Genomic DNA, 14,170 nt, shown 5'->3' on the forward strand with positions numbered 1-14,170 from the left:
CAAGTGTAGCACCAATCGCTGTGCGTAAATTCTGAGATACGATCTGACGGTTCCTCGTCAACCTGTACGGCCAGTTACGACACTGCAGCCTGGCCTTTACTTACCTTTGACCGTAACACTGACATCCCACTTGTAAGGATGTTAGGATGAACCACGGACGATAATGACGGTAACAAGCATGTTAGACAATGTTTTAAGAATTGCCACACGCCAAAGCCCCCTTGCGCTCTGGCAGGCACATTATGTCAAAGACGCCCTGATGGCGAACCATCCTGGTCTGGTCGTAGAGCTGGTGCCGATGGTGACGCGTGGCGACGTAATTCTTGATACCCCACTGGCAAAAGTAGGCGGTAAAGGTTTGTTCGTAAAAGAGCTGGAAGTTGCACTGCTCGAAAAACGTGCCGACATCGCAGTACACTCGATGAAAGATGTTCCGGTCGAATTCCCGGAAGGTCTGGGGCTGGTCACTATCTGCGAACGTGAAGATCCGCGTGACGCCTTTGTCTCAAACAGATACCACTCTCTTGATGAGCTGCCCGCAGGCAGCATCGTGGGAACATCCAGTTTGCGCCGACAGTGTCAGTTAGCGGAACGCCGCCCGGATCTCGTCATCCGATCCCTGCGCGGCAACGTGGGCACAAGACTGAGCAAACTGGATAACGGCGACTACGACGCCATCATCCTGGCCGTCGCCGGTTTAAAACGCTTAGGGCTGGAGTCGCGTATCCGCACCGCGCTGGCACCGGAAGTCTCGTTGCCCGCCGTAGGGCAAGGCGCAGTTGGCATCGAATGTCGCCTCAACGACAGCCGGACGCAGGCGCTGCTGGCACCGCTGAATGATGAAATGACCGCACTTCGCGTCAAAGCCGAACGCGCCATGAACACCCGCCTGGAAGGAGGCTGTCAGGTGCCGATTGGCAGCTATGCTGAAATCATTGATGGTGAAATTTGGCTACGCGCGCTGGTCGGTGCGCCGGACGGTTCGCAAATGGTTCGTGGTGAACGCCGTGGCTCGCCCGATCAGGCGGAGCAGATGGGTATTTCGCTGGCGGAAGAGCTGCTGGATAACGGTGCTCGCGCCATTCTGACCGCGGTTTATAACGGAGAGTCACCCGCATGAGTATCCTGGTCACCCGCCCGTCTCCCGCAGGGGAAGCGTTAGTGAGCCGTCTGCGCACACTGGGGCAGGAGGCCTGGAGTTTTCCACTTATTGAATTTACCCCAGGTCGGGATCTGCCGCGGCTGGCGGATGCATTTTCGTCACTCACTGATAACGACCTGCTCTTCGCGCTGTCACAACATGCGGTCGCTTTTGCCCATGCGCAACTTGAACGACAAGGGCTGGAATGGCCCGTCGCTCCGCACTATTTTGCTATTGGCCGCACCACCGCGCTGGCGCTCCATACCGTCAGCGGGCACGATATTCACTATCCGCGGGATCGGGAAATCAGCGAAGTCTTGCTACAATTACCTGAATTACAAAATATTGCGGGCAAACGAGCGCTGATTTTACGCGGCAACGGCGGCCGTGAACTGTTAGGCGAAACCCTGAACGCACGCGGGGCTGACGTTACGTTTTATGAATGTTATCAACGTAGTGCAAAACATTACGATGGCGCACAAGAAGCGATGCGCTGGCAGTCGCGTGGCGTGACAACGATTGTTGTCACCAGCGGGGAAATGCTGCAACAGCTTAACGCGCTGATCCCGCAGTGGTATCGCGAAAACTGGTTACTACGCTGTCGGCTTATTGTCGTCAGCGAGCGTCTGGCGCACCTCGCCCGGGAACTGGGCTGGCAAGATATTAAGGTCGCTGATAACGCCGACAACGATGCGCTACTGCGCGCATTACAACAACTCTCATAATGGGAAGCCATAATGACGGAACAAGAAAAATCCTCCGCCGTGGTTGAAGAGACCAGGGAGGCCGTGGAGATTCAGCCACAGCCAGTTACTGCTGAAAAAAAGAGTAAAAACGGCACTGCGCTGATCCTGAGTGCGGTGGCAATCGCCATTGCGCTGGCCGCCGGTGTTGGGCTCTATGGCTGGGGAAAACAGCAGGCGACCACACAGACCGCCACCAGCGATGCGCTGGCTAATCAGCTCACCGCGCTGCAAAAAGCGCAGGAAAGCCAAAAGGCAGAGCTGGAAGGCATCATTAAACAGCAGGCGACACAGCTGGAGCAGGCGAACCGCCAGCAGACTGAGTTAGCTAAACAGTTGGATGAAGTCCAACAGAAAGTCGCCACGATTTCCGGTAGCGATGCCAAAACCTGGCTGCTGGCGCAGGCTGATTTCCTTGTCAAACTGGCCGGACGTAAGCTGTGGAGCGATCAGGATGTGACGACAGCCGCCGCGTTGCTAAAGAGCGCAGATGCCAGCCTCGCGGACATGAACGATCCCAGTCTGATCACCGCACGCCGCGCAATCACCGATGATATCGCCAGTCTTTCCTCTGTCGCTCAGGTGGATTACGACGGCATCATCCTGAAAATTAACCAGCTTTCGAACCAGATCGATAACCTGCGTCTGGCAGACAACGACAGCGACGGTTCACCAATGGACGACGACAGCCCTGAGCTTTCCAGTTCGATCAGTGAGTGGCGCGTCAATCTGCAAAAAAGCTGGCAGAACTTTATGGACAGCTTTATCACCATCCGCCGCCGCGATGACACAGCCGTTCCGCTGCTGGCACCGAATCAGGATGTCTATCTGCGGGAAAACATCCGCTCTCGTCTGCTGGTTGCCGCGCAGGCCGTGCCGCGTCATCAGGAAGAAACCTACCGTCAGGCGCTGGATAACGTCTCCACCTGGGTTCGTGCTTACTACGATACCGACGACGCCACGACGAAAGCCTTCCTTGAAGAAGTGGACAAACTGAGCCAGCAGAGCATCACGATGGACGTACCGGAAACGCTGCAAAGCCAGGCGATTCTTGAAAAACTGATGCAAACCCGCGTGCGTAACCTGCTGGCGCAACCGGCTGCCGCGCCGTCTGAAGCCGTTCCCGCCTCTACGCCTGAAGCACCGCAGGCCGAAACCCCGGCAGCCGCGCCGCAAGGAGAATAATGATGCTAAAAGTATTATTGCTCTTTGTGCTGTTGATTGCGGGTATCGTGATTGGCCCAATGATTGCCGGTCACCAGGGTTATGTGCTGATCCAGACTGACACCTACAACATTGAAACCAGCGTAACCGGGCTGGTCATCATCCTGATCCTTGCGATGGTGGTACTGTTTGCCATTGAGTGGCTGCTGCGCCGCATCTTCCGTACTGGCGCCCATACGCGCGGCTGGTTTGTGGGCCGTAAACGTCGTCGCGCCCGCAAGCAGACCGAACAGGCGCTGTTGAAACTGGCGGAAGGTGACTATCAACAGGTTGAGAAGCTGATGGCGAAAAATGCCGATCATGCTGAGCAACCGGTGGTGAACTACCTGCTCGCCGCTGAGGCAGCGCAACAGCGTGGTGACGAAGCGCGCGCAAATCAACATCTGGAACGTGCGGCAGAACTCGCGGGCAACGACACGATCCCGGTTGAGATTGCGCGAGTCCGCCTGCAACTGGCGCGCAATGAGAACCATGCCGCGCGCCACGGCGTAGACAAACTGCTGGAAGTGACGCCGCGTCATCCGGAAGTCTTGCGCCTGGCGGAACAAGCCTACATTCGCACCGGTGCCTGGAGCTCGTTGCTGGATATTATCCCGTCAATGGCGAAAGCGAACGTCGGTGATGAAGAGCATCGTGCGATGCTGGAACAGCAGGCATGGATTGGTCTGATGGATCAGGCGCGCGCCGATCAGGGCAGCGATGGTCTACGCGAGTGGTGGAAAAACCAGAGCCGTAAAACCCGCCATCAGGTCGCCCTGCAGGTGGCGATGGCCGAGCATCTGATTGAATGTGACGATCACGACATGGCGCAGCAGATCATCATCGACGGCCTGAAGCGTCAGTATGACGATCGCCTGGTGTTGCCAATTCCGCGTCTGAAAACCAATAATCCGGAACAACTGGAGAAAGTCCTGCGTCAGCAGATCAAGACCGTCGGCGATCGCCCCCTGTTGTGGAGCACGCTGGGTCAGTCGCTGATGAAACACGGTGAATGGCAGGAAGCGACCGTTGCTTTCCGCGCAGCCCTGAAGCAGCGCCCGGACGCGTACGATTATGCCTGGCTTGCCGACGCGCTCGACCGCCTGCATCAACCGGAAGAAGCGGCCACCATGCGCCGTGACGGCCTGATGCTGACGTTGCAGAATAATCCCCCGCAGTAACGCCCTCAATGCCCGGTGACGCTTCGCTTACCGGGCATCAATCGAATACACAAAATCATTCAGGATTCATCGAGGCAGTAAGTCTGAGGCTCCCCGGGAGCTTACCTAAGTAAGTGACCGGGGTGAGCAGGCGCAGCCAACAAAGAGGCAGCCTGAAGGATGACATGTATCCATAAAAAAACGCCTGCTCTTTTGGAGCAGGCGTTAAACAGGTCTGTATGACAACATAAATGGGTGCTTCACTCAACGTTATGTCCATGGTGTTTGATGAGGCCGAAGCGACATCTGTCTGTGGACGATAAGCACCGTAAACGGCTCTGCATCATTCCTGAGTTTATGAGGCACTATGGCGAGCATAAGAGGTGGAATGAGCATCTACCCGTCTATTATTGCACATTGCATGCCAGGATTGCACCGCTAAAAATAGGGATTAAGACAATTCACGATCCCAGTGCTGGCGCGGGTTATCGGCGATTTTCCTTTTTCTGCCTGCCGGAAATACAATGAATTGTCGCTCAGCAGAGACAGATCTCATCCGATATACGAAAGAATTTAAATATCAGCACGTTAATCGTCACCAAATGGCGACAATGGCAAACTGGGTTGTCTCCGGGAAGCAACAGGGGAAAAGAAGAAAGATAGTGGCGTAGAAAAAGAAAAACCCCGCCGAAGCGGGGTTCAAAATTGGTCGGCGAGAGAGGATTCGAACCTCCGACCCACTGGTCCCAAACCAGTTGCGCTACCAAGCTGCGCTACTCGCCGATGTACTGCTTTTTGAATTTTTAGTTCAATTCTTTAAGTCGTGGTGCGAGGGGGGGGACTTGAACCCCCACGTCCGTAAGGACACTAACACCTGAAGCTAGCGCGTCTACCAATTCCGCCACCTTCGCATTTCACAACTTTTAATAATGGGGTGGCTAATGGGATTCGAACCCACGACAACTGGAATCACAATCCAGGGCTCTACCAACTGAGCTATAGCCACCACTACAAATCTATTTACGCGGTATCGAAACCACCGCAGCTCCAGCACCGGGTGAATGGTGCGCCCGACAGGATTCGAACCTGAGACCTCTGCCTCCGGAGGGCAGCGCTCTATCCAGCTGAGCTACGGGCGCTTAGCGCCGTTGCGGGGGTGGATAATACGGACTTCACACCCCGCTGTCTAGTGCCTTTTTAAATAAAATGCGCGTTTGGTTACGCTTTGCGCGTTTTGTCGCTTATTCCCCCGTTTTCTGGGCGATACCCTGACGGTTGAGGCCAAAAACCTTGTAAATAGCCGTCACGGCGAGCAGGAAGATGATGCCGACAAACAGCGACATACGGGTATCTTCATTGAAGTACATGCCGATCAGTACGCAAACCAGGAAAGCCATCGTCAAATAGTTTGCCCACGGGAACAGAATCGAACGGAACGGATGGCTGGCCATCGCCGCTTTATGCGCCCGACGAAAACGCAGCTGGCTAATCAGGATCACAAACCACGGCACCATCCCCGGCAGCACGCTTGCACTATAAACATAGACGAAGACGCGCTGCGGATTAGGAATGATGTAGTTCAGGCACGAACCGACCAGCAGAATCGCAATCGACAACGCCACGCCCGCCACCGGAACGCCATGACGGGAGACTTTCGCCATCGCCGCCGGCAGTTGACGATTCTTCGCCAGTGCATACAGCATACGCCCACAGCTGTACATTCCGCTGTTGCAGCCAGACAGCGCGGCGGTCAGCACAACAAAGTTGATAATCGCCGCCGCGGTGGTAATACCAATTTTGGCAAAGGTCAGGACGAACGGACTGCCGTTGCTGCCAATTTCGTTCCACGGGAAGATAGTGACGATCACGAAAATCGCTCCCACGTAGAAGATCAGAATACGCCACAGCACTTTACCTACCGCGCTACGCAGCGTGACCTGCGGGTTTTTGGCTTCGCCCGCCGTAATCCCGATCAGTTCCACGCCCTGATAAGAGGCGACCACAATACACAACGCGGTGAGGAAGCCTTTCCAGCCGCCGGCAAAGAAACCGCCGTGCCCGGTCAGATTACCAAAGCCAATCGGCTGCCCGCCGTTGCCGAGGCCGAAGAAAATCACGCCCAGCCCCACGACAATCATCACGATGATGGTGGTGACTTTGATCATCGCAAACCAGAACTCGATTTCGCCATACAGACGAACGGCCGCCAGGTTTGCCAGCGCAACCAGTCCAACGGCAATCAGCGCCGGTATCCATTGCGCCATCTCCGGGAACCAGAACTGGACATAGACGCCGATCGCGGTGATTTCCGAAATCCCCACCGCCATCCACATAAACCAGTATGACCACGCGGTGAGATAACCGAAGAAGGGGCTCATGTAGCGGTGAGCGTAAACGGCGAAAGAACCGGCAACCGGCTCCAGGAACAGCATCTCGCCCATTGAACGCATAATGAAAAAGACGAACAGGCCGGCGACAATATATGCCAGCAGTACCGATGGTCCTGCCCATTTCAGGGTGCTTGCCGCCCCCATAAACAGACCGACGCCAATGGTGCCCCCGAGAGCAATCAATTCGATATGACGAGCCTCCAGCCCACGCTGTAGCTCAGGTTTATTCTCTGCCATAAATCCTCTTTGTCGTGTTTACATGCTTTCCGGCATTGCCGGTTATTGTTATGGGTACATCGCTGGGGGCGCATGTTTTCGCAAATTTGGCAAAATGGCAAACGAAGCATTAAAAAATTGCATTTTTTTGTAAAAACGGTGCAAAAATGAGGCAACAAGGTAGCGCATAGAGCAGAATGCGCTACCTGCAAGAAGAAGGGTTTTTTAGATATTTCCGCTATAGTGCCAGCGCAGGTAACGCAGCAAACGGAGCTGACGCGTAATGCGGCTCGGCTGCGACAGCAAGCGATACAGCCACTCCAGCCCCAGATTTTGCCACACCTTCGGCGCGCGTTTCACATGGCCGGTGAAGACGTCATAGGTGCCGCCGACACCCATGTAAAGCGCATGCGGATGCACCTGCCGGCAATCGCGCATAAAGATTTCCTGCTTCGGCGATCCCATCGCCACGGTGACAATTTTCGCGCCGCTGGCGTGGATCTGCTCAAACAGCGCTGGACGCTGTTCCGGCGTAAAATAACCGTCCTGACTGCCCACGATGTTCACCTTCCACTGGGCGCGCAGTTTCGCTTGCGTTTGCGCCAGCACTTCCGGCTTACCCCCGACCAGGAACACCGGCGTGCCTTCCTCACCCGCCCGGGCCATCAACGCTTCCCAGAGATCGGCACCCGCTACGCGGGAAACCTGGGCATTGGGGAATTTTTTGCGAACCGAGCGTACAACGCTAATTCCATCGGCATATTTATATTCTGCCGCGTCAATCAGCGTCCTGACTTCAGGGTTATCTTCCGCCGTCAAAACCTTTTCTGCGTTAATCGCCACCAGCGTCCCTTGCTTAAGCTGGCCGCCAGCATAGAGATAGTCCAGCGCATGACGCATATCACGCCAGCCAATCAGCTGGAGCCCACGCAGATCGTAAATCGGTGCTGTTGTATTATCAGTCATTGCTATCCTTCAACCTGTTTGTCCGGCAGGGCTCGCCAACGTTTATGGATCAGTCCGGCGCTATCAAACAGCCAGAACAGAAGCTTTGCCACCAGCAAACAGGCACCAAAAACCACCAGGAAAAAAACAACACGCGAGACAAACGAGTCCAGTCCCTCTCGCGCCAGTACGATCATATTGAAAATCGCGCCAAAGCAGAAACTATGCAAAATCGCGGCCTTGTAGCGGTTGGTCTCACGATTGCCCAGCGCATACAGCCAGTCGAACCATTTGATGATAAGCCCCACTACAACCGCGCCCAGCGGGATAAACAGCGCGCCGCCCATCACCACCAGCGAACCAATCAGCGTCGGAGAAATCGCCAGACCGGAATGGTTGTTCAATACTTCCCATGTAAAGTAGTTCGCCGTATTCAGCACCACACTCGGTCGCCCTGGCCACAGCCAGGAAGGGATAAAGACGTAGAAATCACGGGCAATCGGCGCCAGTCCCTGGAAATCGATTTTGTCGTAATTTTGCAGCAGCAGCGCCAGGTTTTCCCAGGGAGAAAACGTGTCGCGGGTGAGATAGAGAAACGTATAGAACGCCTCGTCACCGCTGACGTTCAGCCCGTAGCGCTTTAGCGCCAGCCAGAACATCCCGACAATCCCCAGCACGCCTGCCGCCGCTAGCATCCACAACGAGATCCAGCCGCGAATAATGCCGATAAACAGGAAGATGGCGAAGGCAATGATGATATTGGCGCGCGTACCGCCGACAATCATATACGTCAACAGGCCAAATGCGACGGTGCTGACCAGGAAGAACAGCCACGCTTTGCTGTCCTGGCGCAGAAAATAAACCACCAGCATCGCCGGGATGAAAAAGTAAAAGAAGCGTTTTAACGCCACGCCGGAAACTTCACTGGAGAAAATCTGGCTATACGACTGCAGGCGGAACAGTAAGAAACCGTTATGCATAAAGAAGATACCCACGCTGATCAGCGCAATCCCCATCAGAATCACCCAGGTGAGATGGGTTTCCACCCGATTCATCGTAAACAGCGGTTTGTGCGGCGCGTCCGCAATCCGTTTGCGTATACGGGTCTTATAGGTCACATAGTAGATCGCGTAGAAACAGGCGGCGGAAAGCAGCGCCTGTAGCAGGATTTCCGGCGGCGCGACGGCGACATCAAAGCGGAACGCCAGCACGCTGGTGAGTGGAAAGCCAAAAAAGAAGGTCAGCAAAAACAGCAGCGAGAAGAACACGTTGAAGTTGAAGCGCACGCGGCGAAATTCAAACCAGGTTAGCGTGGCGATAAACAACGTAGAGAGGAGCCAGACGGCAAACAGGCCGCTGAACTGCATCAGACTCATAGCGCCTCCCCTGCGGCAACCTGCAACGCGTGATGCCAGGGCTGCAAATAGTTCGGGCTAAAGAAGGTGATGGTATTTTTATCCACTGACGCCAGTTGGCGTTGTGCCTCGTGCACCACCTGCTCGTTGAGTTCATCGGTCGTGAAAAGTACCGGAAGATGCTGTTCCACCATATCCTGCCAGAACGGATTCTCGCGGTTCAACACGCAGGGCACGCCTGCCTGAATCAGCAAACACAAAGTGCCAATTCCCTGCTGACGGGCAAAAATAAAGTAACCGAGATCGCACTGACGCAGCAGCGCCAGATAGTCGTCAAACGCCAGCTTGTCGCTGAGGACCTGCAGGTTGTCTGCACTGAACAGTCTTAGCCCCGCCTGACGGACGTCCGCGATATACGCCTCGTTATTCGCCGGATAGCCCATCGGGACAACCACATTTACGGTGTCGCCAAACTGCTGATGTACCGCCCGCAGCGCGGCAATATGGTCGTTGCTGCGATCGCCTGAGTTGCCCACCAGAATGGTCATTTTTCCGCTGCGTTGGCGATCGTTCACCATATTGTTGAGCGAGGGATCCATTCGCGTCGGAAAATAGAGCAGTTCTCCCGGCACGCGCGGGTGCTGTTGGGCGAAATAACTCAGATCGCCACGGGTGGCAAAAACGCCCCCGACACGGCCTTGCGCCAGACGGCGAAGCGGATAAAACAGTTTGAATTTCAGACCACTGGAGACCTCATACAGGTCCGCGCCCCAGATGTGCCAGTAAAACTGGCTGGGCTTAATTCCGCCGCTCAGTAACGCCAGCCACAGCGCCATATTGAACTGACCGTGGAAGAAGAAACGCTGCTGTCTGTTCGCTTTAGCTTGCGCTATCACCGCTTCCGCCAGCGATTTTTTACCGCTGTAGAAGCGAATGGAGAGCGCCGGGCAGCTTTCCGTCAACCCGGCATCCTGACCGGCGACCATAAAGACGCGAGCGTGCTCGCTGGTCGATGCCAGCGTATCGTTAAAAAACCGCAGCACGGTTTGATTATGGTGAGGGATATCCGATCCCAGAACGTGAATCAGTACAGTCATGCCCGCCTACGCCAGAGTAAAAATACGCAACAACATAAAGAGAAATAGACGACATAGGTCGCCATATAGGCCTGTGCCGCACCCAGCGCGCCATGCGCCGGGATCAGCCAGTGCGCAAACACCGTCAGTAAAATGAACTGACTGATTTCCGCCAGAATATAAAAGCGCAGTGACGCTTTGGCGATCACCAGATATCCGAAGACATATGCCCCGACTTTCAGCACATCACCCACTAGTTGCCAGGCGAACAGATCGCGCATGGCGGTGAATTTCTCAGAGAACAGCAGCCAGATAGCAAAATCACGCAGCAGCCAGACGGTGAAACTCGCGGCGGCCACCGCAGGCAGAACAAACTTCAGCGACTTTACCACTTCCCGCGAGATGTCCCGCTTTTCGCTAAGGCGCGACAGCGTCGGCAACAGGTAAACGCTGAACGACGCGGTAATAAATTGTAGGTAAGCATCCGAGATACTGCTCACCCCTTGCCAGATCCCAACGTCATCCCAACTGTAGTGCGCCGCCAGCAGGTTTCGCATCATCACATACGCCACGGGCAGCGTGACGGAGGTGATCAGCGCCATCAGCGTGAACTTGCTGAGATGGCCCGCCAGCCCGTTGTCCCAGGACGGCTTGAGATAGCGCAGGGGGATCATCCCGCGTTTCATTAGCATGACGGCTGCCGGGATCACCACCAGCGCAGGTACCAACGCCAGGCCGAGAAGTGCGCCTTCATAGCCGCCCAGCCGGTAACAGCCATAGTAGGCGACAACGCCAACCAGACTGCCGACAATCAGTGACAGCGCATTCCCGGCCGCATCACGAAATCCTTTCATTAACGCCAGCAGCAGGTTGGCCCAGGCAATCCCCATTTGCACCAGCGCCACTAAGCGCACTAACCCCTGAAACTGAGTATGACCAAACAGTCCCTGGCTAATCGGTGCCGCTGCGAGCAGAAACACCAGCGCCAGCAGCGTCGAAAATCCCAGTACCATGGCAGAGGACGTCCCGACCACTCGCCGCAGTTGTTCCGGCTGATCATGAGATTGCGCAACATATTTGGTGACGCCGTTGAAAATCCCGGCTCCCGCCAGGACACCAAGCACAGTGACCATCTGGCGGAAGTTTCCCGCCTGCCCGACACCCGCCGGACCAAAGGATACCGCCAGCAGCTTCACGACCAGTAAACCGGCGCCAATTTTGACCAGCGTGCTGGCCGCCGTCCACAAGGAGGCCTTCGCAAGCGACATATCAGGCGAAATAATTCAGCAATGTCGTAATCACCGTGCGCTGATTCACTGCCGACAGGTTATAGAACAACGGCAGACGCAGCAGGCGTTCGCTCTCTTTGGTGGTATAGCGATCTTCACCTGCGAATTCACCAAACTTGTCGCCAGCCGGGCAGTCATGCAGCGGAATATAGTGGAACACCGCCATAATCTCGGCCTCTTTCAGGAAGTTAATCAACGCGCTACGATCGTCAATGTCGCGCAGCTTGATATAAAACATATGGGCGTTCTGTTTGCAGTCATCCGGAATGGATGGCAGTTCAATTCTGCCCGCACGCGCCAGCGGTGCGAGGGCATCGTAGTAAGTCTGCCACAGCGCCAGACGTTGCTGATTAATGCGGTCCGCCGCTTCCAGTTGCGCCCAGAGATAAGCGGCCTGTAGATCGGACATCAAATAGCTGGAACCAATATCGCGCCAGGTATATTTGTCGACCTGGCCACGGAAGAACTGGCTGCGGTTAGTCCCTTTTTCACGAATGATTTCGGCGCGCTCAATAAGGCTGCGATCGTTAATCAGCGTTGCGCCGCCTTCGCCACCGGCGGTGTAGTTTTTGGTTTCGTGGAAACTAAAGCAGCCGATATGACCAATGGTTCCCAGCGCACGTCCTTTGTACGTCGACATCACGCCCTGCGCGGCATCTTCCACCACAAACAGGTTGTACTTATCCGCCAGCGCCATGATGGTGTCCATCTCACAGGCCACACCCGCATAATGCACAGGCACAATCGCCCGCGTTTTTTCGGTGATCGCCGCTTCAATGCGCGTTTCATCAATGTTCATGGTATCCGGACGGATATCCACAAAGATGATTTTGGCGCCGCGCAGCACAAAGGCATTCGCGGTCGAGACAAAGGTGTAACTCGGCATGATCACTTCATCGCCCGGCTGGATATCCAGCAGCAGAGCCGCCATTTCCAGAGAGGCGGTACAGGAAGGCGTGAGCAGCACCTTCGCACTGCCAAAACGCTGCTCAAGCCACTGTTGACAGCGACGGGTAAACCCCCCGTCGCCACACAGCTTGCCGCTGCCCATTGCAGACTGCATATATTCAAGTTCGGTACCCACCACCGGCGGTGCATTAAACGGAATCATGTTGTCACCTGTATAACCAGTACGCGGTGCTTTCTACATTCGCACCGCTTTGTATATAACGTTTAAGCGCGGCGGTGTTGCCCATCTGGGTCGCCACCCGCAATGTTGTTTTGCCGCGCGCCTGCGCCCAGCCCAGCGCCGCCTGCATCAGCTCTGCCCCAGCGCCACGCCCGGCGAGCAAGCCGATTCGCGCCTCGCGGTCATTGAGTTCGCGCAGTGATACGTAACCGCGAATATCTCCGCTTGCGGTACGAAGGACCAGACACTGATGATCAAAGGTGCCGCGCACCGCGTTTTCAATCCACTGCGCATAAAAGCGAGCGCTGGCATCAGGCGCATACCACGGCGTGCGAAAACGGCTTTGCGCAAAGGCCGCCGCAGCGAGTTCACGCAAGGCCGGAATGTCCGTCAGTCGTGCAATTTCTGCGCCAGTTGGACCGTTGTTTTCCCCGACGGGGAGCGCAAAATCGACTTCGCCTTCCACCAGCGCAAAGCCAAACTGTTGCAGAGCATCCAGCTCGCGGGTATTGGCCGCCGGGATTTTGGCCTGCACCCGCGACCACGACCGTAAGACGTCTGCGGTCAATAACGGCGCCGCCGGATCCAGCCGGATAATGGCGCTGTTCACGCCAAAGAAGCGGTTTTCCCAGCCCAGCGGCTCAATACTGGCGTGGACGTGCACGAAGCAGCTCCAGTAAATACTGGCCATAACCTGTTTTTGCTAAGGCGCTGGCGGCGCGTTTCACGCCATCATCATCCAGCCAGCCATTGCGCCAGGCAATCTCTTCCAGGCAGGCAATCTTGAATCCCTGACGCTTTTCCACCGTCTGCACAAAGGTACTCGCCTCAATCAGACTGTCATGCGTGCCCGTATCAAGCCAGGCAAAACCACGCCCGAGCAGCTCAACCGTCAGATTGCCCGCTTCGAGGTACATCTGATTGATAGAGGTGATCTCCAGTTCACCACGCTCGGAGGGTTTTACCCGTTTGGCATACTCCACGACTTTGCTGTCGTAGAAATAGAGCCCGGTTACCGCCCAGTTAGATTTAGGTTCTTTCGGCTTCTCTTCTAATGAGATGGCGCGGAAATTGTCATCAAACTCCACCACGCCAAACCTTTCCGGGTCCATCACCTGATAACCAAACACGGTCGCCCCTTCGGTACGCGCGGCGACATGGCGCAATTTAGGGCTGAACCCCTGACCGAAGAAAATATTGTCGCCTAACACCAGGCAGGAAGGTTCGCCGTTAAGGAACGTCTCACCGATGATAAACGCTTGCGCCAGGCCATCCGGACTCGGTTGTTCGGCATACTGTAAATGAATGCCAAATTCAGAGCCGTCACCTAACAGACGCTGAAAATATCCTTTATCTTCCGGCGTGGTGATAATCAGGATCTCACGAATACCGGCCAGCATGAGCACCGATAACGGATAATAAATCATCGGTTTATCGTAAATGGGGAGCAGCTGTTTCGACACGCCGCGCGTGATAGGATGCAAACGGGTGCCGGAGCCGCCCGCCAGAATGATACCTTTCAT

At 55.5% G+C, this 14,170-nt stretch carries 12 protein-coding genes and 4 tRNA genes; 4 read left to right on the plus strand and 12 right to left on the minus strand.

Translation table 11 applies throughout. The features are described 5' to 3' along the window. Positions 1 to 178: 178 nt before the first annotated feature. The 4 genes from hemC to hemY are packed head-to-tail and all read left to right on the plus strand — an operon-like array spanning position 179 to position 4,268. Positions 179 to 1,120 (plus strand): hydroxymethylbilane synthase, encoded by a 942-nt coding sequence (gene hemC / locus QNN88_RS21830; protein ID WP_414242029.1) that lies wholly within the window; start codon positions 179 to 181, stop codon positions 1,118 to 1,120. Beyond that, positions 1,117 to 1,866, plus strand: a complete 750-nt coding sequence (hemD, locus tag QNN88_RS21835; protein ID WP_414242030.1) for a uroporphyrinogen-III synthase — start codon at positions 1,117 to 1,119, stop codon at positions 1,864 to 1,866. Before hemC ends, hemD begins: the two co-directional genes overlap by 4 nt. A gap of 12 nt (positions 1,867 to 1,878) precedes the next feature. Then, entirely contained in the window at positions 1,879 to 3,069 is a 1,191-nt protein-coding gene (hemX, locus tag QNN88_RS21840; protein WP_414242031.1) for a uroporphyrinogen-III C-methyltransferase, read from the plus strand. A gap of 2 nt (positions 3,070 to 3,071) precedes the next feature. Continuing rightward, positions 3,072 to 4,268, plus strand: coding sequence for a protoheme IX biogenesis protein HemY (gene hemY, locus QNN88_RS21845; RefSeq protein WP_414242054.1), 1,197 nt, complete (start codon positions 3,072 to 3,074; stop codon positions 4,266 to 4,268). A gap of 685 nt (positions 4,269 to 4,953) precedes the next feature. On the opposite strand, the gene QNN88_RS21850 is transcribed toward hemY, so the two are convergent. The 12 genes from QNN88_RS21850 to rfbA all read right to left on the minus strand — a co-directional run bounded on the left by QNN88_RS21850 (position 4,954) and on the right by rfbA (position 14,170). Beyond that, positions 4,954 to 5,030, minus strand: a tRNA-Pro gene (locus QNN88_RS21850). Between the two features lie 41 nt (positions 5,031 to 5,071). Continuing rightward, positions 5,072 to 5,158, minus strand: a tRNA-Leu gene (locus QNN88_RS21855). A 19-nt stretch (positions 5,159 to 5,177) separates the two neighbouring features. Then, positions 5,178 to 5,253: transfer RNA gene (locus tag QNN88_RS21860), tRNA-His, on the minus strand. A 56-nt stretch (positions 5,254 to 5,309) separates the two neighbouring features. After that, positions 5,310 to 5,386, minus strand: a tRNA-Arg gene (locus QNN88_RS21865). Between the two features lie 102 nt (positions 5,387 to 5,488). Next, positions 5,489 to 6,874, minus strand: coding sequence for a bifunctional threonine/serine APC transporter ThrP (gene thrP, locus QNN88_RS21870; RefSeq protein ID WP_414242032.1), 1,386 nt, complete (start codon positions 6,872 to 6,874; stop codon positions 5,489 to 5,491). Positions 6,875 to 7,078: 204 nt separating this feature from the next. Then, on the minus strand, positions 7,079 to 7,819 hold the full coding sequence (wecG, locus tag QNN88_RS21875) for a lipopolysaccharide N-acetylmannosaminouronosyltransferase (protein ID WP_414242033.1): 741 nt from the start codon (positions 7,817 to 7,819) through the stop codon (positions 7,079 to 7,081). A gap of 2 nt (positions 7,820 to 7,821) precedes the next feature. Next, positions 7,822 to 9,174, minus strand: a complete 1,353-nt coding sequence (wzyE, locus tag QNN88_RS21880) for an ECA oligosaccharide polymerase (RefSeq protein WP_414242034.1) — start codon at positions 9,172 to 9,174, stop codon at positions 7,822 to 7,824. Then, the gene (locus tag QNN88_RS21885; protein ID WP_414242035.1) at positions 9,171 to 10,250 is read right to left on the minus strand and encodes a TDP-N-acetylfucosamine:lipid II N-acetylfucosaminyltransferase; all 1,080 of its coding nucleotides are present in this window, start codon (positions 10,248 to 10,250) and stop codon (positions 9,171 to 9,173) included. The genes wzyE and QNN88_RS21885 overlap by 4 nt, the downstream gene beginning before the upstream one ends. After that, a complete protein-coding gene (wzxE, locus tag QNN88_RS21890; protein ID WP_414242036.1) occupies positions 10,247 to 11,497 on the minus strand; it encodes a lipid III flippase WzxE in 1,251 nt (416 codons plus the stop codon). Before wzxE ends, QNN88_RS21885 begins: the two co-directional genes overlap by 4 nt. 1 nt (position 11,498) lies before the next feature. After that, positions 11,499 to 12,629 (minus strand): dTDP-4-amino-4,6-dideoxygalactose transaminase, encoded by a 1,131-nt coding sequence (gene rffA, locus QNN88_RS21895; protein ID WP_414242037.1) that lies wholly within the window; start codon positions 12,627 to 12,629, stop codon positions 11,499 to 11,501. Between the two features lie 4 nt (positions 12,630 to 12,633). Next, a complete protein-coding gene (gene rffC / locus QNN88_RS21900; protein WP_414242038.1) occupies positions 12,634 to 13,311 on the minus strand; it encodes a dTDP-4-amino-4,6-dideoxy-D-galactose acyltransferase in 678 nt (225 codons plus the stop codon). Beyond that, positions 13,289 to 14,170, minus strand: coding sequence for a glucose-1-phosphate thymidylyltransferase RfbA (rfbA, locus tag QNN88_RS21905; RefSeq protein WP_414242039.1), 882 nt, complete (start codon positions 14,168 to 14,170; stop codon positions 13,289 to 13,291). The genes rffC and rfbA overlap by 23 nt, the downstream gene beginning before the upstream one ends.

It is taken from the genome of Citrobacter sp. ANG330, from assembly GCF_047467925.1.
GTDB classification, from domain to species: Bacteria; Pseudomonadota; Gammaproteobacteria; order Enterobacterales; family Enterobacteriaceae; genus Citrobacter_A; species Citrobacter_A amalonaticus_G.